A 22833-nucleotide genomic window follows, 5' to 3' on the forward strand; every position below is an offset into this window, starting at 1 on the left:
ATCGTTGATCAGCAAAGATGTTTTGTTAAAATGGCCTGCACGTCACTCAAATCTGTATCTTTAGAAAAATCGAGTTCAAATACTTTTGAGCTTGTAACAAGCAGCATACCAGTGTCCTGATCAAACACGCCAGCTTCTTGAATGGCAAAACTTTCAATTGATCGATACGGCAAGGAGACCCTGACTTTCTTTTTAGAAAATACGCGGTTATCGCCAAAGATCAGTCGTTTATTAGTGAAACAAATTTGGTCGTGACGCAGTCTGTAAACAGCCTCAATTCTTTCTCCTTCAATTAATAAGGATTCGAATTTTTTATGATCATTTTGTTTACTGACAGAAAAAATACCCACGTAAACCCCCTCTTCCTGCATCAAATTCCTTTATGACAAAACGGCCACACGGCTCTGTGGGTACGTTTTATTCTCACTTATAGAATACGCTATAAATCGTCGTTATTCCATTACGAATAGATTAAATTTCATTTAACTTTTTCTTTTTGATCCGATGCTCTTTCCTCTACTTATTTAGACTGTTAAAGCAGGAAAAAAGTTTCATTTTTTTTCAAGAAATCATTCGTTATGAGATCATAAAAAAACAGTGATTATGTAAAATCACTGTTTTAAATGACTATTCATCTTTTGGGGTATCAATCGTTCCTTCGGCATACACATCAGAAATCTGCTCAAGTGTAATCGCCATATCAGCATCTTCATTGTCATGCCAAGCATTTTGATGTTTCTGCTCTTCTTGCTGCTGCTTTTTCATCTTCATCACCCTTTACTGTTTTTCTTAGTATGAGTGATGACCCTCAAAATCATTCAGCAGAATTGTCTTCGAAATACTCTTTGTAATACCCGCCTACTTTACCCGTATTATCAACGACAAAGAGGAATTCCTCTGTTTCATTTTTCACATCATATGTGTGTCCAACCGTTAATGCCCGGTCAACCATATATTTTTTCGCATTTGTATGTACACATTTTACTTGTTTTACCGTTTCAGCCGTTTGCCATTTTTGATGGATCATGATTTAAAAACTCCTTTTTTCATCTATACATTTATTGTAGCCAATTTTTCATGAAATGCAATGAGTGTTATCGATTGCTTTCAAACATGTCGTGTAATATGATAAATGTATACGTTTACATCTGTGTGCGTATACAAATGGCTTCATGTCCACTTTTTCCACCTAGAACTCGCAGAACAACCCATATCTTTAAGGAGGTTTGTTTATTTATGAGCTCTACAACACTTCAAATCAGTTCAAAACTCGAATCTTTTCTCCAAGGGACGAAAAAACTCTACATTAACGGTCAGTTTGTCACAAGTCATGATAACAAAACATTCTCTACGCCTAACCCTGCCACAGGAGAAACCCTTATTGATGTATATGAAGCAGGTGCAGCCGACATTGATGAGGCAGTAAAAGCTGCTAAAAAGGCGTTCCATGGACCTTGGCGTTCTATGTCTGCAGCCGAACGTGCCCGCTTGATGTTTAAGCTGGCAGATTTAATGGAAGAACACCAAGAAGAACTGGCCCAGCTGGAAACACTTGATAATGGAAAACCAATTAATGAAACAACCAATGCGGATATCCCTCTTGCCATTGAGCACATGCGCTATTATGCAGGGTGGACCACAAAAATGACTGGACAAACCCTTCCTGTCAGCCAGGGATATTTTAATTATACTCGCCATGAGCCTGTGGGCGTTGTGGGACAAATCATTCCTTGGAACTTCCCGCTACTCATGGCCATGTGGAAAATGGGTGCTGCACTAGCAACAGGCTGCACCATCGTTTTAAAGCCAGCCGAACAAACACCGCTATCTGCTTTATATTTAGCTGAATTAGTGGATAAAGCCGGATTCCCAGAAGGCGTGATTAACATCGTTCCTGGATTTGGTGAAACAGCCGGTGAAGCATTAACCGATCACCCTGATGTCAATAAGCTGGCTTTCACTGGATCAACAAGTGTTGGAAAATTGATCATGGAGAAAGCAGCCAAATCCATCAAGCGTGTTACTTTAGAGCTTGGCGGAAAATCGCCGAATATTATTTTACCAGATGCCGATTTAAAGAAAGCCATTCCAGGTGCATTAAACGGCGTGATGTTTAACCAAGGTCAAGTGTGCTGTGCAGGATCAAGGGTCTTTGTGCACCGGAGCCAATATGATGAAGTCGTCGATCAAATGGCTAAATATGCGACATCCTTAAAACAAGGAGCTGGTCTTCATCATGATACCCAGATTGGGCCTCTAGTGAGTAAAGAGCAGCATGAACGTGTGTTAGGTTATATCGAAAAAGGGAAGTCAGAAGGTGCAACAGCCGTAGTCGGTGGTGACTGCCCTTATGAAGCAGGCTATTTCGTCTCCCCTACTGTCTTTAGAGATGTAGAAGATGAAATGACAATCGCAAAAGAAGAGATCTTCGGTCCAGTTCTATCTGCGATTCCTTACGATTCCATTGATGAAGTGGTCGAACGGGCCAATCAATCTGACTATGGGTTAGCGGCAGGACTTTGGACAGAAAACTTAAAGCATGCCCACGATATCGCTGCACGCCTAGAAGCAGGAACCATTTGGGTCAACTGCTATAATGTCTTTGATGCCGCCTCCCCGTTTGGCGGATATAAACAGTCAGGCCTTGGCAGAGAAATGGGATCATATGCCCTTAACAACTATACAGAAGTCAAAAGCGTGTGGATTAATCTGCAAGACTAATCATTTAAGAAAGCCGATGACGATGTCATCGGCTTTTTTTGAGCTGTCATGTGACAGGCCGACTCCTGAATATAGTGATAAAGGAAAGGAGCATGGCCGAATGCAAGATTTTAAAACGAGAGTCTACGAATATATCGATGAACTGCACATGCAGGTAGAACGCAGACAAAGAGAAGATGGCGCATTTATTTTCTGCTTTGAAGGACCTATGATGACAAATGCTTTTTTCATTATGCTGTTAAAAGCCGTTGGTGACCCCGATCAGCAATTGATCCATCAATTGGCCGAAGCAATACATGCCAAACAAAATGAAGATGGTTCCTTTTCTTTGTATCATGACCAGTCGGGACATCTCACAGCTACAGTACAAGGTTATTGCGGCATGCTCGCATCTGGCAGATTTCAAAAAGACGAGCCCCATATGGAAAAAGCAGCACAATATATTCGCTCAAAAGGTGGCCTAAAGAACGTTCATTTTATGACAAAGTGGATGCTTGCCGTAAATGGCATGCACCCTTGGCCCTACTTCTATGCACCTCTTTCCTTTTTACTCATCCCTACGTCTTTTCCGCTACACTTCTACCACCTTAGTGCCTATGCAAGGATTCATTTTGTACCCATGATGATCGCACTGAACAAACGGTATACCTCTCATGCTGCGTTTCCATCATTAGCCCATCTTGATGAAAACATGTCTAAAAATCCATTTGACTGGTTTATGGCAAGAGAAGAACGTTCGACGGATCACTTCCTCATGTATATGCGGTCATATACAGCCCTCGACAGCCGGCTCGACTTTTTCGGATATGAAGCGGCAAAGCGATATATGTTTGACCGTCTTGAAAAAGATGGGACGCTGTACAGTTACTTAAGTGCAACCATCTTTATGGTCTATGCCCTCATGAGCCTTGGGTACTCCCCTGGACATCATCTCATCCAAAAAGCAGTCAGAGGTATGAAAAAGCTCGTCACCTCCTGTCAAGGCAAGATATATGCTGAGAATTCCACCTCGACTGTGTGGGATACAGCGCTTGTCAGTTACGCTTCTCAAAGAGCAGGAAGAAAACGAGAAGATCCCATGATCATGAATTCCTTCACCTATTTGCTGGACCGCCAGCAAATGAAGAAAGCGGATTGGGCAGTTCATAACCGGCATGCTGCTCCTGGTGGCTTTGGTTTCTCACATATCAATACGAATAATCCTGATTGTGATGACACGCAAATTGTGTTAAAAGCGATCCCAAAGGAATACACTCCACTTCAGTGGAAACGAGGATATGACTGGCTTCTCTCCATGCAAAATCGTGATGGCGGCTTTTCTGCTTTCGAAAAAAATCAAGATCACTTTCTGCTTCGTCACCTTCCGCTTGAATCTGCGGAGGATGCGGCGATTGACCCGTCAACTCCTGATATTACTGGCCGTGTGCTCCATTTGATTGGTTTAGAAGAAAAAGATACTGCTTCACCCACGATTCTCAGGCAAAAAGATCGATGTGTAAAATGGCTCATTGACCACCAGGAGAAAAACGGATCATGGTTTGGCAGATGGGGTGTTTGTTATATTTATGGAACTTGGGCAGCGTTAACAGGACTGAAAGCGGCCGGCATCCCCTCCTCACACCCTGCTGTGCAAAAAGCGTGCCGTTTCCTAAAGCAGATTCAGCTTGAAGATGGCAGTTTCGGAGAATCGTGTAAAAGTGCAGAACTGAAAACCTATGTCCCGCTTCCCTTTGGCACAGTGGTTCAAACCGCATGGGCGACAGAGGCGCTCCTCCAATATGAGAAAGCAAATAACGCAGGCATTTTGAAAGCTGTCTCTTTTTTAGTGAACCATCACCATACTGAAGAAGCCATGTACTATCCGGTCGGCATTGGACTACCAAAACAATTTTACATCACCTATCATAGCTACCCATTTGTGTTTCCGATGATGGCTTGTTCTACATTTTTAGAGGAAATGAGGCGTATACATGAATAAAGAAGAATATCGCTCACAGCTCAAAGAGTGGCTTAGCACGATTCAACATGTTTGGCAAGATGATAAAATTCATCGAAAAGTGGAACATTTACGACTCAAAATGGAGGATGACCATTCGAGTGAACAAGAATGGTACGAACTAGCTGAAAGGATTGCAGAAGACATGCAGCCACACGAAGAAGTGCGCGATGTAGCAGCTGGAAATCATCAGTTACCACCACTGCCTTATCAGTATGACGCGCTCGAACCTTATATTTCAAAAGAAATTATGTACTTGCACCATCAAAAGCATCATCAAACTTATGTTGATGGGCTAAATCAAGCTGAACTTGCGCTAAAAAAAGCAAGAAGAACCAATGACTTTACGATGATCAAGCATTGGGAACGTGAGCTTGCCTTTCATGGGGCAGGACATTATTTACATTGTATCTTTTGGTTTTCAATGAGTCCTTCAGGAAAAAGAAAACCTACTGGTCAAATGCTTCGTCTCATTGATCAATCATTTGGCAGCTATGAAGCGTTCAAGTCACATTTTTCAGCTGCTGCCAAACAAGTAGAAGGTGTCGGATGGGCGATCCTTGTATGGTCCCCGCGATCTCAGCGTTTAGACATTTTACAAGCAGAGCGCCATCAGTTCCTCTCGCAATGGGACGTCATCCCCCTGCTTGCTCTTGATGTGTGGGAGCATGCCTATTACCTCCAATATCGAAATGAAAAGGCGCAATATGTAGACCGGTGGTGGAATGTCGTTGACTGGCGTGAGCCAGAAGCAAGACTAAAACAGGCTCAACAAGTAAAATGGACACCTTTTTGATCGCATACTCCACATAGTTCATTTACTATGTGGGTTTTTATTAGTTTACATAATAATATTATGAACACCCCTTGCAAAATCATAGGTTGTTTTTTCAGAAAATTCATTTAAAATAGAAAAGATATGAAAAGAAAGAGAGTTGAAAGATAGTATGAACACCCTTTTACACATTAGTCACTTTGCAGGAAGAACATTCGCTATATGGGTCATTGTCTTTGCTTGTCTAGGTTTTACTTTTCCTGCGGCATTTTCTTTGATTGGACCTTATATCCCTTTTTTACTGGGCATTATTATGTTTGGCATGGGGCTGACGCTGTCTTCTGAAGATTTTAAAGAGCTTTTTAGAAAGCCTCTTTATGTATTGATTGGGGTTTTAGCGCAGTATACACTGATGCCACTCATAGCATTTTTATTGGCCTATGGGTTACATTTACCTTCTGAAATCGCTGTCGGTGTCATTCTCGTCGGCTGCTGTCCAGGCGGGACTGCATCCAATGTAATGACCTTTTTGGCGAAAGGAAATACGGCCTTATCCCTTGCCGTGACAACGATCTCGACACTACTTGCTCCCATTTTGACCCCTGTTTTTATTTATATTTTTGCAAAATCTTGGTTATCTGTATCACCGGGTGCTTTGTTTTTGTCGATTGTCCAAGTTGTCTTAATTCCGATTATTTTAGGTGTCATCGTCAAATTGTTTTTTAAAAAACAAGTGACGTATGCTGTACAAGCACTTCCACTTGTATCTGTTACTGGCATTGTCGCCATCATTGCAGCTGTTGTCAGTGCAAATAAAGAACAGATTCTGCAATCTGGACTGCTTATTTTTGCCGTTGTTGTTTTACATAATGCTCTTGGTCTATTATTGGGTTACCTCATTGCAAAATGGTGTAAAATGGACATTCCTTCTCAACGAGCAATTTCAATAGAAGTAGGGATGCAAAACTCTGGACTTGGCGCAGCCCTTGCGACCGCACATTTTTCTCCGCTTGCCGCCGTCCCCAGTGCCATTTTTAGCGTATGGCATAATTTATCTGGCTCTTGGCTGGCAACATTTTGGTCAAAAAGAGGCTACCCAGAAAATAAAGACCAAAAAAGCTAGTACCCTCATCGGTACTAGCTTTTTCTTTCGATTATCCTTCAAGCAATAGCTGTTCAGGATCTTCAAGTAGATTTTTAATCGTGACAAGGAACCCAACAGCTTCTTTACCATCGACAATACGATGGTCGTATGAAAGAGCTAAATACATCATTGGACGGTTTTCAAAGCGTTCTTCATCAATTGCAACAGGACGAAGTTGAATTTTATGCATACCTAAAATTCCAACTTGAGGACTGTTTAAAATTGGTGTTGAAAGCAGAGAACCAAATGTTCCTCCGTTTGTGATCGTGAATGATCCACCTTGTAATTCATTGAGCGATAATTTGTTATCTCTTGCTTTTTTCGCAAGATGACCGATTTCTTTTTCAATTCCTGCAAATGATAGTCTGTCTGCATCACGGACAACTGGTACCACAAGCCCTTCATTGGCGGCTACAGCAATACCGATGTCATAGAATTTTTTAATGACAAGCTCATCACCTTGAATTTCTGCGTTGAGAAGTGGATATTTTTTAAGTGCTGCTACCACTGCTTTTGTGAAGAAGGACATGAAGCCCAGTTTCACATCGTTTTGTTCAAGGAAGGCATCTTTGCGACGCTTTCTTAGATCCATGACAGCTGTCATATCGACTTCATTAAATGTTGTCAGCATCGCTGCCGTTTGTTGAACTTCAACTAAACGTTTTGCAATGGTTTGTCTGCGGCGTGACATTTTTTCACGCTCAACTGGTTTCCCTGCTTGATCATTTTGCACCGCAGCATTTGCTTTTGGCGCGGCTTTCGGTGCACTTGCAGGAGCTTCATTCTTTTGGTAAGAAGCTACATCCTGCTTTCGTACCCTGCCCAGCGGATCTGCGGTTGGAATCTCAGATAAGTCTAACCCCTTCTCTCTTGCTAGTTTTCTAGCTGCTGGAGAAGCGATCGTTCTGCCATTACCAGATTTCGGCTCTTCTTTTGCTGCCTCTTCTTTTTGTTCAGCTGCTGGTTCTTCTTTCGAAGCTGGTGCAGAATCTTGCTCAGGTGCTGGAGCTGCGGACTCGCTTCCGCCAGCTTCACCTGCTGCAATCGTTCCGATGACTTCTCCAACTTGGACAGTGTCACCAGAATCTTTCAGTACTTCTTTTAGAACACCAGATTCTTCAGCTGTCAATTCGACATTGACTTTATCTGTTTCAAGTTCTAACAGGTATTCCCCCTGCTCAACATAATCGCCCGGCTGTTTTAGCCACTGAGCAATTGTTCCTTCCGAGATTGATTCCGCTAGTTCAGGTACTTTAATTTCCGCCATTTTTCATTTCCCCCTTAGTTTTTGCGAGTCAAGCTATCAGATACAATTCGTTCTTGTTCTTTTTTATGAACAGTTGGATCACCCTCAGCCGTACTTGAACGTCTTCTGCGGCCGATGTAACGTACTTTTACTTTTTCAGATGCAATTTCACGTAAATATGGCTCAATATATCCCCAAGCGCCCATATTTTGCGGTTCTTCTTGCACCCATACGATTTCTTCTAAGTTCGTCAGTTTTGATAAAATGGCTTTAATATCTTTGGCTGGGAATGGATATAATTGTTCCACTCTCGCAATATGAAGCCAATCTTTTGAGTCTTCCATTTGAGTAAAACGATCACTAATATCGATCGATACCTTCCCGCTCGATAGCACAAGGCGTGTTACTTTTTCATGATCATGCACAAGGCCCGGCTGTTCAAGAACTGGACGGAACTGTCCATCTGTTAGTTCTTGGACTTCGGATAATGTGTTCGGGTTTCGAAGCAGACTCTTCGGTGTCATGATGACAAGAGGACGAATCTCTTCACGAAGCAGCATTTTCGCCTGTCTTCTAAGAATATGGAAGTATTGAGCTGCACTTGTCAGGTTCGCAACTGTCCAGTTATTCTCAGCAGCTGATTGCAAGAAGCGTTCTGTTCTTCCACTAGAATGTTCTGGACCTTGTCCTTCATATCCATGTGGCAAGAGCATCACAAGCCCTGACTTTTGTCCCCACTTGGCGCGGCCTGCTGAAATAAATTGATCAAAATACACTTGAGCCGCATTTGCGAAGTCTCCAAATTGAGCTTCCCAAATCACTAATGTTTCAGGAGAATAGACATTATAACCATATTCAAACCCGATGACAGAGCCTTCTGACAGTGGACTATTATGGACTGTAAATGATGCATTTGCATCACTCAGTTCATGAAGAGCAATGAATTCATCTCCCGTTTGACTGTCGTGAAGAACAAGGTTTCTTTGAGCAAATGTGCCTCGCTCAGAATCCTGTCCGGTCATTCGAATCGGCGTACCGTCTTTTAATATAGATGCAAATGCCAGTGCTTCACCAAGTGACCATTCCACTTTGCGATCATCTGTAAACACTTTTGCACGTTTTTCAAGGATCCGCTTTAGCTTACCGAATACTTGGAAGTCTTTCGGCCAGCTAATTAATTCTTCATTCAGCTTTCTTAATACATCAAACTCTACAGATGTATCAACTGCAGGGAAGCCGTTAGATACAGGCTCTGGCAGTTCGATTTCTTGAATCGTATGTTCTTTCTTTGAAGGCACTTTTTTATAAGCTTCTTCAATTTTTGCCGTGACAGCCTGCTCAATTTCTTCTCTTTGTTCTTTTGACAGAAGGCCCTCAGTGACAAGCTTATCTGCGAAGATATTCTTGACCGTTTTGTGCTTTCTGACCGCATCGTACAGCATTGGCTGAGTAGTAGATGGCTCATCCATTTCGTTATGGCCATATCTGCGGTAGCCAATCAAGTCAATTAAGAAATCCTTTTTAAACCGTTTACGGTATTCTACCGCCAGCTGAACAGCTGCTAAACAAGCTTCTGGATCGTCTGCATTGACGTGAACAATTGGAATCTCGAAACCTTTTGCAAGGTCACTAGCGTATTTTGTTGAACGAGATTCATTGCTTTCTGTGGTAAATCCAATCATATTGTTGGCAATGATATGGATCGTTCCCCCCACTTGATAGCCAACTAATTGACTTAAATTTAATGTTTCTGCGACAATTCCCTCTCCAGGAAATGCAGCATCCCCATGAATTAAGATGGCTAACGCTTTTTCAACGTCTTGAACTGGATAGCCTTTTTGAGTACGCGATTCTTGAGCTGCACGAGTGCTTCCTTCAATAATCGGGTCAATAAATTCCAAGTGACTTGGGTTATTGGCAAGTGTGACTCTTGCACTCTTTGTATCTTCATCTTTGATTTGGCGGTCAGCACCGAGATGATATTTTACATCCCCTGTCCATCCGTAGCTGATGCCGATAGAGCCTTCTGATGGTACAAGCTCTTTATTAGGCGCATGCTGGAATTCCGAGAAAATGATCTCATATGGCTTTCCTAACACATGTGCTAATACATTTAAACGGCCTCTATGTGCCATTCCAATGTTAATATTTGAAGTCCCTTGTGTAACAGACTCGGATATAATTTCATCAAGTACTGGAACAAGTGCGTCTAATCCTTCAATAGAAAAACGCTTTTGTCCAACAAATGTTTTGTGAAGGAACTGCTCAAATTGCTCGACTTCTGTTAATCTTTTGAGTACAGAAACTAGTTTATCTGCTGGTTTTTTCTTAAATAATTCGCCAGACTCAATAGATTTAGAGAGCCAGTTGCGCTCTTCGAAGTCATGTACGTGATCAAACTCAAATGAAATGGTACGCTTATACGTATTTCTCAAATGGTTAATGGCTTCTATGCCGTTTGAAATGTGTTTAGGTGCATCTGGACTAATAATTGATATTGGAATATTCTTAACGTCTTCTTCAGTTAAACCGTATTCCTTTAATGGAAACAGCTCTTGTAATTCCTTTTCTTTGCGAAGAGGATTGACGGAAGCATTTAAATGGCCATACGTTCTGATGTCTTCTGCCAGTTTAACGACTGATGCTATCTTTTGGATTTGTTCAGAAGTAACTACGCTATTTTCTTTTTTCCCAATTTCCTCCTTCATTTCACTCGGTGGTGCACCAAGTTCATCAAATATGCCTCTTATGTCTTCATCAACACTAGTAGGATCCTGGACATATTGATCGTAGAGCTCGAGCACGTAGCCGAGGTTCGGACCATGAAATTCTTCCCAACTCAACGGTTGTTTCACATCATTTTGAAACATTTTGAACACTACCCCCAACTTTGATCATCAAGTGATTGAACACTATCTCGATATAACTTCCAGAACACAATGACCAAATTTATGTAATAAAACGCTTCCAATCATATTCTACCACTGTTTCGGATTACTTTCTACATTCTTTGTTCAATTAAAGATAAAAAATTCAAAGAAAAACAAAAAATTTAAATCATTCCGAAAAATATTTTAAAGAAAGGGGCAAAACCTTATGCCCCAATGCTTTTATGCAGCAATTTCTTGAGTAATGGATAGAGCACATCTGGCAATGTATCGACATCCGGTACAAAAATGCTGAACTTGCCATACATATCTTGGATCGTTTTCATCTGCGCCTCTTCAATCGGAGAATTGGATAAAAACACATTGATCACTTCAATTCCCTTTTTTCTCGCTTCGAGAACCGCTTCATGTGTATCCACGATCCCATTTTGTTCGTAGCTGAATGCAGCCGGCTCTCCGTCTGAGAAAACAATGAGGAATTTTTGCTCTTCTCTTCGTTTTAAAATCATTTTTGTCATTTGGCGAATCGCATATCCATCCCGGTTATCCTCTTCTGGCTCAAGTGACATAATGGATGGTCCTGCGTCAAATAAGGAATCTTTGAACGATACGACGGTGTTAAAGTAGTTCGGCTGACTTGTTTCAGTTGCGTCATTTGTATCTTCCCAGAACCCTACAATTTGATGAGGTACCTGCACTGATTTTAAAGCTTCATGAAACAGAACAATCCCTTTTTTTGTCTCATCCATTTTGTCAAACATACTTGCAGAGCAGTCAACTAATAAAGTGAACACAGCATCAATTTGAGAAGATGGCGCTTGTTTTTTATAAAATAGTCGAGGATTGGACTCTGTAAAATAACGAATGAGCTTTTTACTGAGACGCCCTGCATGAAGATCTGTTTTTGGCCATGATTTTTTATGCTCAAGTGTTTTTTGAATCATTTGTTTTAAGCGTTTCTGATAAGGCTCGATTGCCTTTGCGTGCTGCTTGTACACATCTATTTGCTCTGGTGAAGGAGGTTCTGGTGAAATCATGACTGGAAACGCATATTTGTTTTCTTTTCCATTCTCATGCGCATCTGCCCCGCTTTCTTCTCCTTCTGCCTCTTCTAGTGCTTCAAGCTTTGAATAGTCTTTTCGATGGGTTTGTTTGGCTGAACCTTGAACCGTTCCAAGCGCCTGATCTCCATCGTCACCTTCTCTTGCTGCATCTTTACCGAGGTCGCTTTTACCACCGTGTTCTAAATCAAATTGAAGGAAACTTTTAGATGGTGCTTCCGTTTCTCTATGCCATACTTCCATATATTCATTATGGATGTCTTCATCCCCCTCTTTTTCCCGATCGACTTTTATATCCTCACTTAATTTTGGCTTTCTTTTGAGGTCATGGAAAAGCGGTTCTTTTGCCGCTTTTTCATAGTCCAATTCTGGGAAGAAAAAGTATGTGTTCAGCATATCCTTTTCAAGGAGCTCATCGAAGCCTTCTGTCAATTCCTTCACAATGATGGCGATATCAGATGTCGAGCGTGCGTCATATACACGTTCAAGACTTGACTCAATAAACGGAATCATTGGATCTATCCGCTCATGAAGGGGTGGAATTTCTTCAAGCGGAGATTCGGCTGTCAGCTTCACGTATATCGCACAAAAGAGTGCATCTGTTAAAATACTGCGCTCTTGGTTAATCGTTAATTGTGTTTTAAAGTGACGTCTGTAAAGCTCTCTTCTTCGTTTAAATACCTTTTTTGTTCCTGGGCGGTCACGTTTAATCCGCTCTTCAATGCGGATATCTTCAAACAGCATAAACAATTGTTTGCACACATCAGGAATGGATAATGTGTGGGCATAGGAAATGATGTCTTCAAATACTGTAAGATCGCTATACACTGTCCCTACTGCTCGCAGAAACACATCACTTTTTAGGCCTGCCATCATATCCTCTTGATGACGATCATCCCAAAAATGGCTGATGAAAATTTTCTTTTCAAACGGTTCATAGTACGATTGAACACCGTATTCAAGCTCCACATCATCACTTTTGGCAAGTGTTTTGGCTAAATCCGTTAATTCCATAAATAGAAATGAATCGATTCTGCTGTCATTAAATTTGATGAATTTCAAAAGTCAGAACCTCACTCGAATAATGTTTGAGCGATATTTCTTACCGCTGCTTTTTCCCGGTCATCTTCTAGCTTCTCTACAATTCCTCGTTCAATTGCACGAAGCGGCGGGATATATTGCGCAAGATCACATGTATCTAACAGTGCGCGAATGGATGCGGCTTCTTCACTGACCTGTCCATTGTGTGCTTGGACGATGAGATCTGATGAGAGCTGTACGAATTGATCGATTAAACGCTCATCCTTTAATACGGATTGAGTGTGCAGTACTTCTTTTAAAATGCCACCGCCAATGTAAGGAACTTCAATGACGACAAAACGGTTTTTCAGTGCTTCATTGAGCGGCACTGTCCCCACATATCCCTCATTGATTGCTGCAATCACGCCAAAACCTTCTTCTGCTCTAACAACTTCACCTGTAAATGGGTTTGTCATCATTTTTCTGTAATCAAGCACACCGTTTAAAATAGGCAGTGTTTCTGGTTTTGCCATGTTGATTTCATCAATATATAAAAGGTGTCCTTTTTTCATTGCTTTTGTAACGGGTCCTTCAATGAATTCTATAGAAGCAACTTGTCCATCATTATGGATGGTTTTATAGCCAATAAGACTTTCTGCATCAAGGTCAACTGAGCAGTTTACACTGTGCATCGGCTGTTGAAAGAACGCAGATAAAGTTTCTGCTAGTTTTGTTTTACCTGAGCCCGTCGGTCCTTTTAACAGAACATTTTTTCCTAGGGCAAGTGCAATCATGGCATCTTGAATAATAGACGTATCTTGTGATTCATAGCCGCCTGTTCCGATAAGCGGACGAAATTCTTCTTCGAGAACTTTTCCTTTTGCTTCGATCATTGCTTGAATTTCTTCTGGGAGTGATGGTTGGTTAAACATATATGATTAATTCCTCTCTTCGATCATTTTCCTCACCAAGTATACTAAAAAAACCTTTATGCACTCAATACATAAAGGTTCGTCTTCTGTTATTTTACCATTTCTTTTGTGATGGCTCCGCAAGCAATGCGTTTCCCTGAGTTGCCAGAAGGGTTGCTTAAGTAATCATCTGCTTCTGCATGGATGATGAAACTTCGCCCGTTTTGATCAACCAATTGATTCGGGCCTCCTTTGACCGTCACATTCGGAACATTCACAACGACGTCAATTTGACCATCTGCCCCTACTTCTAAATTAGGCATATCTCCAGCATGATGCCCTTTTGGGTTGTCGAAGCCATGCTCTCTATGGGTCGGATTAAAGTGAGCCCCCGCCGTTTCAAAATCTGGCGTTTCACATATTCCTGTTTCATGAATATGAAAGCCGTGAGGACCTGGCGGCAGTCCTTTCGCTTTCACATGCAGATCCAGCCCATTTTCTGAGGACTCTCTTATTTCAATGCTCCCTATTTTTTGCCCGCTTTCGTTTATGAGTGACGTTGTGACTGGTGCTTGTTTAGGTGCGGCAACTTCTCTTGTTTCTTCTGTCGTTTCTTTTTTCGGCGGTGCATGACATGCTGATGCGGTAAAGATCAAACATATCATGATCATCCACACTGACTTTTTCATTTATGACTGCCCCCTTTTGTTATCAGTATGGACAATCACAGCAACGGGCAAACAAAAAAAGCCGAAAATCGGCTTTTTTAGAAGAAACGTTTCGCACCTAGGTAGGCTTTTTTCCAATAAGGATTGCTTAAGTTTGAAATTCCTACTCCGCTGTCACTTGCATGAAGGAAATCTCCTCCACCTAGGTATAGTCCCATATGAGAAGGACCTGCTTTGTACGTTGTGAAATAAACAAAATCTCCAACTTGTGGTGTGCTGACAGGCGTCATCATATTCCAGTATCCTGCTGTACTCAATCTAGATACTGATGAAACCTTATTAATGAGATAGTAAACAAAGCCGCTACAATCAAATCCAGCTGGTGTATTGCCGCCCCATCTGTAAGGTATGCCTGTGAGTTTTTTACCTTCTTGAATCATTGTCGTGATTTTGGCATTCATTGGAACGTCATTTTTATTATTGTTGACCGGTGTTGTTGAACCGTTTGACGTAGAACCATTAGATCCAGTTGAACCGGAAGCTGTTCCGTTGATTTTTAATACTTGTCCAATTCTCAGCACATCACTTTTCAAGCTGTTTGTTGTGCGGATTGATTGAACCTGCACCTTAAACTGATTCGCAATTTTCCATAATGAATCACCTGATTTAACCGTATAAGATGTGGTTTTACTACTTGAAGACTGATTGCTGTTTGATGGCGTGCTAGGTTGAGCAGGTGCTTTCGGCTGACTTGGTTTTGACGTCACCGTTCCTTTTACCTTCAATACTTGATTTGGATAAATCGTATCAGATTTTAGCGAGTTCAATGTTTTAATTTCACCAATCGACATATTTAACGAATTGGCAATTTTCCAAAGTGAATCGCCTAATTTCACTTTATATGTACTAGATGCTGACGACGAACTATTAGAATTCGTTGATTTGTTACTTGAGCTAGAATTAGATGTTGAGTTTGAATTTGTGGACTGGCTGCCGCTCGTTTTCGTCGTTCCAGACACTTTCAGCTTTTGTCCAGGACGAATGAGGTCACTGTTTAAGCTGTTCAAACTTTTCAAACTTGCAACTGACATTTTGTGATTCTTCGCAATCAGCCATAATGAATCCCCAAGCTTGACTGTATAGCTAGATGTTGTTGAAGCACTTGATTTCGTTGCTTTTGAACTTGTTGATGAGCTGGATTTTGAACTTTTTGCACCAGGAATCTTTAAGCTTTGTCCTGCAAAAATCATCGTCGTTTTTAATTGATTAAGAGATTGAAGTTCCGAAATACTTGTGTTGTACTGTTCGGCAATCTTCCAAAGTGAGTCACCGCTTTTCACCTTGATCGTCTGTGCTTCTGCCGGTGCAGCAATAACAGCTGAGCCTGCGATCGCTGAAACTGTGAGGCCGGTTACTACTTTTTTCTTCATAGATAAATCTCCGCCTTTCATGATTTCGTACCGTAAGACTTATGTACTAGTTTTGAGTTTAGCATTTAATGGTTCTGCTTCTCTTGCACTATTTTATCTTTATTTCTATTATATTACTCGACATGAAGACGTTGGGCAATACTAAATAGGTTAGAGCAGCAAACTCAAAATGCTAAAACAAAGCCATATCGTTTCTATCGGCTGTTTGCTGTATTTATAAACAATTTTTAAGGAATTTTTAAGTTGACGTTTAGAAATTTGTCAAAACAAGCACGTTGCTAGTTTCATAGTTCTATTCTACATGACAAATTTTTCTGTATCAAATGACTTTTTACTTAATTGCCTGTTTTTTCTCCTCAATAAAAAAAGCACCCTTCCCAATGAAGAATGCTGTGTTCATGTTTACTTTCTGATTTCTTGATCTTTTACAGTTAACGGATAAAGGACGCCTTCTTTCGCAAACGACATTTTCCCTGTTTCTTCTGATACCACAAGAACAAGGGCATCGGTCATGCCAGAAAGTCCAATGGCTGCCCGGTGTCTTGTGCCTAGAGAAGGGCTGACTTTTTTTGAGGTGAGCGGTAGGACGTTTGCAGCGGAAACAAGCGTGTTTTCTTTTACTAAAAGGGCGCCATCATGAAGTGGGTTTCCAGGATAGAAAATGCTTTCTATTAATGATGCGCTAATTTTCGCATGGAGGTTTGTCCCTTTTTGTATATAATCCTCTACCTCATCTCTCCTTTGAATCACAATCAGTGCGCCATGCTTTTGTTTTGATAAGTTCTCAATGGCTAAAGAAAATTGAGCAAAACCTGGTGTGAATTCTTCCATATATGCTTGTAAATAAAATGAGGAAGCCTCTGCATGCATTTCATTAAACTGATCATGCAATGATTCGAGTTCACAAAGAAGGCATTGTTCCGTCTGGTCAAGTGAATCGACGATTTTCCTTGCATCCATCATAATTTGCATTAAATGAGATTTCATTTCTATCTTAAACATCGCTTCTTCATTTGTGCGATTGATCATCTCACCATGTCCCTCCTTCTTTCGCTTGTGTCATAAAATAACAAATTGTGCACATTCTATTTGTATGGAGGTGAATTCAATATGACCATTCAAAAAGTGATTCAATATGCTTGCAGCATTTTAGGTGTTGTCAGTCTTTCTTTTATTTATGCCCAAATGTTCAAAAAAACGAAGCCCTCAAAGAAAAATAATCCGACGGAGAATTGATTTTTTTACATAGCGTGATATAATTCCTCTCGTTATTTCTGTTCAGAGAGGAACTTATGATGAGAGAAACGAATAGTATTCGAGCAAAGCTGTCACAATTTTTAACCATATTGATTCCGATTTTAATTACACAAGCAGGTCTTTCGCTTATCACATTTTTAGACACGGTGATGTCTGGAAAAGTGAGTGCAGAAGACCTGGCAGGTGTAGCGATCGGTTCGAGCATTTGGACACCTGTTTATACTGGTCTTGCTGGTATATTAATGGCTGTTACCCCTATTGTGGCTCAGCTGATGGGTGGCGGCCGCAGGGAAGACGTTCCTCGTGCAGTCTTCCAGGCCATTTATTTATCTTTTCTTTTAAGTATCGTGGTGATTGTTATTGGATCGTTGTGTGTTCCGTTTATTTTAGGGAGACTTGGGCTTGAACCATCCGTAGAAACTATTGCCCGTCATTTTCTCAGCTTCCTTGCTATTGGGATCATCCCGCTTTTTGGTTATTCAGTCATGAGATCGTTCATTGATGCATTAGGAAAAACACGTGTGACGATGTTCATTACGTTAACCGCACTTCCTATTAATTTTGTTTTAAATTATCTCTTTATTTTTGGAAACTTTGGGTTTCCAAAGCTTGGCGGTGCAGGGGCTGGTCTTGCATCTGCGCTGACGTATTGGGCGATTTTCATCATGAGTATTTGTATTGTCATCAAAGCCGAACCGTTTGCATCCTTTCGGTTGTTTCAGACATTACCTCGTTTTAACGTCTCCCGAATGGGTCAAATACTGAAAATCGGTATCCCTATTGGGTTTGCGATCTTTTTTGAAACAAGTATTTTTGCAGCTGTCACGCTCTTAATGGGTCACTTTGATACCGTGACAATCGCCAGTCACCAAGCAGCGATGAACTTTGCTTCTATTTTATATATCCTGCCGCTTAGTATCTCAATGGCTTTAACGATTGTTGTAGGTTTTGAAGCCGGTGCCATGCGGTATAAAGACGCAAAAAGCTACAGCTATATTGGCATTGCAACAGCTGTTTTGTTCTCATTATGTACTGCAGCACTCATCTTGTTATTTAGACCTGAGATCGCTGGTTTATATACAACTGAATCAGCTGTTTTACAAATGACACAGCACTTTTTGATGTATGCGATCTTTTTCCAGCTGTCTGATGCGATCGCTGCACCCATTCAAGGGGCTCTGCGCGGCTATAAAGATGTGAATTACACACTGATTGCTGCGTTTGTCTCTTACTGGGTCATCGGCCTTCCAGCTGGCTACTTGATTGGCACGTATACCTCATTTGGAGCGTTTGGTTATTGGGTTGGGCTGATTACTGGGCTTGCCGCAGGTGCCATCGTCCTATTTGTTCGTCTCAGGTTGATTGAAAGACGTATGCATTCTGATACAACAGGAAAAGGCAGCTGACTTCAGTCAGCTGCCTTTCATTTAGTCATTCCATTGATACGTCCAGAAAATTTCTTCATCAAACCATTTTTGAACGACTGGTTCTTTGTTTTTCAGCTTTTGTTCAAGCTCTCTTAGCATGCCTTCTGTTTGTGTTCTATGCGCTCTTAGTGCATTTAATTTGATATCGGCTACATCCGTAATATCAATCACAATATCGGCATTTCCTAGCACTTCTTCTCGATTTTTCGTAATGGCCATGCAGTATGTGACAGGACGGTCTTCTTTTTTCTTGCGGTATAGAGCACGAATGACCGCTTCACCTGTCGCATCATGATCAGGGTGTACGCCATGACCTGGATAAAACGTGACAATAAGAGTTGGTTTCACTTCATCAATTATGCGTTCCATCACATCCGCTAAATACTCATCATCTTCAAATTCCAACGTTTTATCTCGAAGACCAAGCATTCGCAAGTCTGTGACATCCATTTCTTTACATGCATTGATTAATTCCTGTTTTCTTAATTCAGGAAGTGTCTCACGGTTAGCATAAGTTGGACTTCCCATATTTCTTCCCATTTCTCCAAGTGTCCCGCATGCATACGTCACTGGAATTCCACGTTTTCTACTTTGCGCGATGAGCCCTGCGACCCCGAAGGATTCATCGTCGGGGTGAGGCAGCATCACAAGTACATGTTCGTTCATCACTGTTCCCCTCTCTCCTACACCTGAAATGGTGTTTCACTAATTTGTAATGAGATCGCTAGTTTTCCGTCTGGCAGGTGTCCTGCTAACAGCAGGCGGCCTTGTTCATCAAACACGTAATCGGTTAAACCTTCTGCGTAAATCCAGCCATCTTCTGTTTTCATCCCGACACGGTATGGACCTTGTCCTTTAATTTTTGCCTGTGAATAGACAACTTTTGCGTTGCGGATATACGCCACGACCGTCATATTTTGCTCATTCACATGAGCTGAATAAGAACCAGTTGTCGTTTCAAGATGAACGAAGACTGGCCGATTTAAAAACGATTCAAGATGTGCTGTGACATCTTCCGTTTGAATTGGTTTCATGAGTGGTTCCTTCCTTCATTTTGAATTAGTTCTCGCAGCTTTTTCGTATGTAAGCTGATCAACTGTAGTTGATGACCCTGCTCAATAGCACTTTCTAAAATTCTTTCCACAGCGAGTACATACTTTTGATGTAATGACTTTCTTGCGCGAGGATGGGTGCGTGCATCAAGCAAATCATCTCGTATCGACTCGTGTAATGAAGTCATATCCACTACATCAAGCTGCCGATTTTTCCATAAAGATTGATAAGCGTGTGCAAGCTCATCGACTGATGACATGTAATCACCTCTACAGTTTTGGTAACAACTTATTATGACATGATCCGCCTGCAAAAAAAAGCAAACTGCTTCGTCTCTTTAATGAGAATTCGCTGTTTTTTTCATTCGCAGTTGAGAGGTTGTAAATAGTAAAATCGCCACCCAAATACAGAGGAATGTCACGATTTTTGCTGCAGATAAGTGTTCGTGATACACAAACAGCCCCAAAAAGAGTGTAATGGTCGGTGCAATATACTGCAAAATACCAACTTGGTATAAAGGAATTCTTTTGGCCCCTTCAGCAAATAAAAGAAGCGGTACAGCTGTAAAGACACCTGCAAAAAATAATAGCCCAAGAGAGCCGAAGCTGCTCGGATTCATTGTGACGACAGGTTCTTTTAAGAAAAAGAATAAGTAAACAAGCGCAGCTGGTGCAAGAAGCAGTGTTTCAATGGTTAATCCAATGGCACTCGTAAAACTCATCCTTTTTTTAATCAGTCCATAAAACCCAAAACTAAAAGCCAATACGAAAGCCACGACAGGAAATGAGCCGTACTGAACAGTTGAGATGATGACCCCAGCTGCGGCAATGAGAATGGCGGTGGTTTGCATTTTATTCAGTCGTTCTTTTAAGAAAATGATGCCTAGTAAAACTGATACAAGCGGATTAATATAATACCCTAAACTCGCTTCCAGCATCAGATCGTGATTTACCGCCCAAATGTATACATACCAGTTGACCGAAATTAAAATTGCCGATAAAAGTAATGAAAAAAGTGCTTTTCCATCTATCATCAGACCTTTCACAGTCTGCATCGCTGGACGGACTTGCTTTAAATATAAAAGAATACCGCACATAAAAACAAAGGACCATACGATTCTGTGCGCTAAAATTTCGCCTGACGAAATATGCTCCATCAGTTTCCAATATAATGGGAACAACCCCCATAATGTAAAAGATGCAGCCGTATATAAGACACCTTTTGATTGTTGTTCGTTCAATCTAACCATTCCTTTCTAAACCTATCGTATATTATAGCACGCACATCACTTTATGGGCATATACTAATTCAGGGCATTTAGAAAGGATGATTTGCATGTTTGACTGGAACCGATTATTCCCTTTTCAAAAGCAATTTTCAAAAGAAGCGTTAAAAAATTCAGATCCTAAAGACGTTGAGCAATATGTCAATCAAGTCATGGAAAGTGTTTTCGGCTCCAATTATTCTGCTCAATTCCCCTTTCAGGATCCGCTGTCTCAGAAGCAGAAAGAAAGAGAGACAGACGATAAAAAAAAGAAAGAGCCGAATGTTGAAGTATTTGAGACGACAGATCACGTGTTTGTCAAAATAGAGCTCGATCGTCCGAATACAGAAAAAGTAAAAATCAAACATACAGCCAATCTGCTGTTTATTGATCATTTTCCTGAAGAGAATAAACAAAAGAAGGTTGTCCTGCCTGCTGCTGTGAAAAGAAAAGGAACGAAGGCTTCGTATCAAGATGGTATTTTAGAAATTATGTTTTTAAAGCATGATGATCCAGGCATTTCTGAAATTGATATTCCATTATAAAAAGCCTGCTTTGAAATGGAAGCAGGCTTACTCTTTTTTCTTAATAATATGGTGGATATCCGCCGCCATAAGGTGGTGGAACAGGCGGTGGTGGTGGCGGGTAATATGGACGAGGATAATTAAAAATCGCACTTCCTAGAAATCCGCCAAGCAGTCCGCCGACTAAAGGAGCGCCAAAACCAAAAAACAAAGGGACTCTAGATTCATATGGCGGAATGCCAGGGGCACCGCCTCGAAAATACGGAGTATGAGGGTACATGCTTTTCTCCTCCTTTGTCATGTGCCTAATATCAGCATATTCATTAGGAGACAAAACGTTTGGGCAAACCTAAAACTAGGCTTGCTCCTTTTTTTCATGAGATCCAGCATACTCCCCTGCCCAGCGCGATACTTCTCCGAACACACCATGTAATGCACTCCCTTTTTCGGTTAGACAATAGATGACTTTGACTGGCGTTTCAGGAAGTACAGTGCGCTTTATGATTCCTTCTTGCTCAAGCTCTTTTAAGCGTTCTGCGAGCATTTTTTGACTGATGGATGGAATAATGTCCGTCAGGTCTTTAAACCGCTTCGGACCATCAAGCAATACATGAATGATGAGACCATTCCACCTTTTGCCAAGAAGCAAAAAAGCTTGCTGAATGTTTGGACATAATTGAAATTCCATATATTTCAGCCTTTCTTTTCATAATCGTTTGACAAACTAACGGTGTACAATTTAAAATATATCTCTAGTTACAATAAGTAAGTTTCTCACTTTTTTATTTATTGTACCATACTATTTGCAAAAACGGGAGGAAATATCCATATGGCGAGCGATCAAAAAACGATTGACATTTTAAAAGAAAGAGCTTCAGTAAAAGAGTATGATACAACTCATGAAATGACAAAAGAAGAGTTAACAGAGCTTCTTGATATCACAACAAAAGCACCATCTGCTTGGAACCTTCAGCATTGGCATTTCACTGTTTTCCATAGTGCTGAATCAAAAGCAAAACTTCTTCCAATTGCTTATAATCAAAAACAAGTCTCACAAGCATCAGCTGTGATTGCAGTGCTTGGTGACCTTGAAGCCAATCTAAATGGTGAAAAAATCTACAGTGAGCTAGCAGAACAAGGTTTCATCACAGAAGATATTAAAGAAACATTGATGACGCAAATTAATGGTGCTTACCAAAGCGAGCAATATGCACGTGAAGCTGCTTATTCAAACGCTTCGTTAGCTGCTATGCAATTAATGATTGCGGCGAAAGCAATGGGATATGATACATGCGCAATGGGCGGTTTCAGCAAAGAAGCGTACGTGAAAGAATTCAATGTGAGCGGTCGATACGAACCAGTGATGTTGATTTCTGTCGGCAAAGCAGCAAAAGAAGCTCACAAAAGCAATCGTTTTGACATCGAAGAAGTATCTGATTTCCTATAAA

Annotated in this window: 24 protein-coding genes; 8 read left to right on the plus strand and 16 right to left on the minus strand. The window is 41.0% G+C overall.

All coding sequences use genetic code 11. From position 1 onward, the window contains the following. Positions 1–8: 8 nt before the first annotated feature. The 3 genes from LCD32_RS09175 to LCD32_RS09185 all read right to left on the minus strand — a co-directional run bounded on the left by LCD32_RS09175 (position 9) and on the right by LCD32_RS09185 (position 1027). Positions 9–350: a PH domain-containing protein gene (locus LCD32_RS09175; RefSeq protein WP_008346505.1), complete on the minus strand. Its 342-nt coding sequence runs from the start codon at positions 348–350 to the stop codon at positions 9–11. A 277-nt stretch (positions 351–627) separates the two neighbouring features. Further along, positions 628–765, minus strand: a complete 138-nt coding sequence (locus LCD32_RS09180; RefSeq protein ID WP_017359491.1) for a YozQ family protein — start codon at positions 763–765, stop codon at positions 628–630. A 49-nt stretch (positions 766–814) separates the two neighbouring features. Continuing rightward, positions 815–1027, minus strand: coding sequence for a DUF6501 family protein (locus LCD32_RS09185; RefSeq protein ID WP_025207497.1), 213 nt, complete (start codon positions 1025–1027; stop codon positions 815–817). A 209-nt stretch (positions 1028–1236) separates the two neighbouring features. Here LCD32_RS09185 and LCD32_RS09190 point away from each other — a divergent pair, with 209 nt between their 5' ends. The 4 genes from LCD32_RS09190 (at position 1237) to LCD32_RS09205 (ending at position 6615) form a co-directional block, all read left to right on the plus strand. After that, positions 1237–2721, plus strand: coding sequence for an aldehyde dehydrogenase family protein (locus LCD32_RS09190; RefSeq protein ID WP_017359492.1), 1485 nt, complete (start codon positions 1237–1239; stop codon positions 2719–2721). Between the two features lie 100 nt (positions 2722–2821). Beyond that, the gene (locus tag LCD32_RS09195) at positions 2822–4699 is read left to right on the plus strand and encodes a prenyltransferase/squalene oxidase repeat-containing protein (RefSeq protein WP_058214057.1); all 1878 of its coding nucleotides are present in this window, start codon (positions 2822–2824) and stop codon (positions 4697–4699) included. Beyond that, entirely contained in the window at positions 4692–5513 is an 822-nt protein-coding gene (locus LCD32_RS09200; protein ID WP_025207499.1) for a superoxide dismutase, read from the plus strand. Before LCD32_RS09195 ends, LCD32_RS09200 begins: the two co-directional genes overlap by 8 nt. Positions 5514–5664: 151 nt before the next feature. After that, positions 5665–6615, plus strand: coding sequence for a bile acid:sodium symporter family protein (locus LCD32_RS09205; protein WP_041091269.1), 951 nt, complete (start codon positions 5665–5667; stop codon positions 6613–6615). Between the two features lie 31 nt (positions 6616–6646). On the opposite strand, the gene odhB is transcribed toward LCD32_RS09205, so the two are convergent. From odhB to cdaS, 7 genes are all read right to left on the minus strand, one after another. Continuing rightward, positions 6647–7903 (minus strand): 2-oxoglutarate dehydrogenase complex dihydrolipoyllysine-residue succinyltransferase, encoded by a 1257-nt coding sequence (gene odhB, locus LCD32_RS09210; RefSeq protein ID WP_007500721.1) that lies wholly within the window; start codon positions 7901–7903, stop codon positions 6647–6649. A 14-nt stretch (positions 7904–7917) separates the two neighbouring features. Further along, on the minus strand, positions 7918–10752 hold the full coding sequence (gene sucA / locus LCD32_RS09215) for a 2-oxoglutarate dehydrogenase E1 component (protein WP_035391743.1): 2835 nt from the start codon (positions 10750–10752) through the stop codon (positions 7918–7920). Positions 10753–10976: 224 nt separating this feature from the next. Further along, complete coding sequence (locus LCD32_RS09220; protein ID WP_135227102.1) at positions 10977–12893, minus strand: vWA domain-containing protein; 1917 nt, start codon at positions 12891–12893, stop codon at positions 10977–10979. Positions 12894–12904: 11 nt separating this feature from the next. Further along, positions 12905–13783 (minus strand): ATP-binding protein, encoded by an 879-nt coding sequence (locus LCD32_RS09225; protein WP_017367449.1) that lies wholly within the window; start codon positions 13781–13783, stop codon positions 12905–12907. Between the two features lie 89 nt (positions 13784–13872). Further along, positions 13873–14451: a superoxide dismutase family protein gene (locus tag LCD32_RS09230; RefSeq protein WP_008346485.1), complete on the minus strand. Its 579-nt coding sequence runs from the start codon at positions 14449–14451 to the stop codon at positions 13873–13875. A 77-nt stretch (positions 14452–14528) separates the two neighbouring features. Continuing rightward, on the minus strand, positions 14529–15860 hold the full coding sequence (locus LCD32_RS09235) for a LysM peptidoglycan-binding domain-containing protein (protein WP_224563633.1): 1332 nt from the start codon (positions 15858–15860) through the stop codon (positions 14529–14531). Positions 15861–16262: 402 nt separating this feature from the next. Beyond that, positions 16263–16889 (minus strand): sporulation-specific diadenylate cyclase CdaS, encoded by a 627-nt coding sequence (gene cdaS, locus LCD32_RS09240; protein WP_224563649.1) that lies wholly within the window; start codon positions 16887–16889, stop codon positions 16263–16265. An 81-nt stretch (positions 16890–16970) separates the two neighbouring features. On the opposite strand from cdaS, the gene LCD32_RS19250 reads away from it, so the two are divergent. Together LCD32_RS19250 and LCD32_RS09245 are read left to right on the plus strand one after the other, a co-directional pair. Beyond that, complete coding sequence (locus tag LCD32_RS19250; RefSeq protein WP_003215647.1) at positions 16971–17096, plus strand: hypothetical protein; 126 nt, start codon at positions 16971–16973, stop codon at positions 17094–17096. Positions 17097–17155: 59 nt separating this feature from the next. After that, on the plus strand, positions 17156–18523 hold the full coding sequence (locus LCD32_RS09245; protein WP_017359498.1) for an MATE family efflux transporter: 1368 nt from the start codon (positions 17156–17158) through the stop codon (positions 18521–18523). Between the two features lie 21 nt (positions 18524–18544). On the opposite strand, the gene bshB2 is transcribed toward LCD32_RS09245, so the two are convergent. The 4 genes from bshB2 to rarD all read right to left on the minus strand — a co-directional run bounded on the left by bshB2 (position 18545) and on the right by rarD (position 20846). Then, positions 18545–19210 carry a bacillithiol biosynthesis deacetylase BshB2 gene (gene bshB2 / locus LCD32_RS09250; RefSeq protein WP_007500738.1) on the minus strand — a complete coding sequence of 222 codons (666 nt, stop codon included), beginning with the start codon at positions 19208–19210 and terminating at the stop codon, positions 18545–18547. A gap of 17 nt (positions 19211–19227) precedes the next feature. Beyond that, positions 19228–19578: a YojF family protein gene (locus LCD32_RS09255; protein ID WP_008346474.1), complete on the minus strand. Its 351-nt coding sequence runs from the start codon at positions 19576–19578 to the stop codon at positions 19228–19230. Further along, the gene (locus tag LCD32_RS09260; RefSeq protein ID WP_224563652.1) at positions 19575–19856 is read right to left on the minus strand and encodes a hypothetical protein; all 282 of its coding nucleotides are present in this window, start codon (positions 19854–19856) and stop codon (positions 19575–19577) included. The genes LCD32_RS09255 and LCD32_RS09260 overlap by 4 nt, the downstream gene beginning before the upstream one ends. A gap of 78 nt (positions 19857–19934) precedes the next feature. After that, the gene (gene rarD, locus LCD32_RS09265) at positions 19935–20846 is read right to left on the minus strand and encodes an EamA family transporter RarD (protein WP_224563655.1); all 912 of its coding nucleotides are present in this window, start codon (positions 20844–20846) and stop codon (positions 19935–19937) included. 86 nt (positions 20847–20932) lie between these two features. Between rarD and LCD32_RS09270 the strand changes: the two genes are divergently transcribed. Then, positions 20933–21406: a germination protein GerT gene (locus LCD32_RS09270; RefSeq protein WP_008346468.1), complete on the plus strand. Its 474-nt coding sequence runs from the start codon at positions 20933–20935 to the stop codon at positions 21404–21406. A gap of 40 nt (positions 21407–21446) precedes the next feature. On the opposite strand, the gene LCD32_RS09275 is transcribed toward LCD32_RS09270, so the two are convergent. Further along, positions 21447–21665, minus strand: coding sequence for a hypothetical protein (locus LCD32_RS09275; protein WP_003215921.1), 219 nt, complete (start codon positions 21663–21665; stop codon positions 21447–21449). A 75-nt stretch (positions 21666–21740) separates the two neighbouring features. Beyond that, complete coding sequence (locus LCD32_RS09280; protein WP_017359678.1) at positions 21741–22073, minus strand: winged helix-turn-helix transcriptional regulator; 333 nt, start codon at positions 22071–22073, stop codon at positions 21741–21743. A gap of 141 nt (positions 22074–22214) precedes the next feature. Here LCD32_RS09280 and LCD32_RS09285 point away from each other — a divergent pair, with 141 nt between their 5' ends. Beyond that, positions 22215–22832, plus strand: a complete 618-nt coding sequence (locus LCD32_RS09285) for a nitroreductase family protein (RefSeq protein WP_035703274.1) — start codon at positions 22215–22217, stop codon at positions 22830–22832. The last annotated feature ends 1 nt before the right edge of the window (position 22833 follow it).

This window comes from Bacillus sp. RSS_NA_20, assembly GCF_020165915.1.
In the GTDB taxonomy this organism is placed as follows: Bacteria; Bacillota; Bacilli; order Bacillales; family Bacillaceae; genus Bacillus; species Bacillus altitudinis.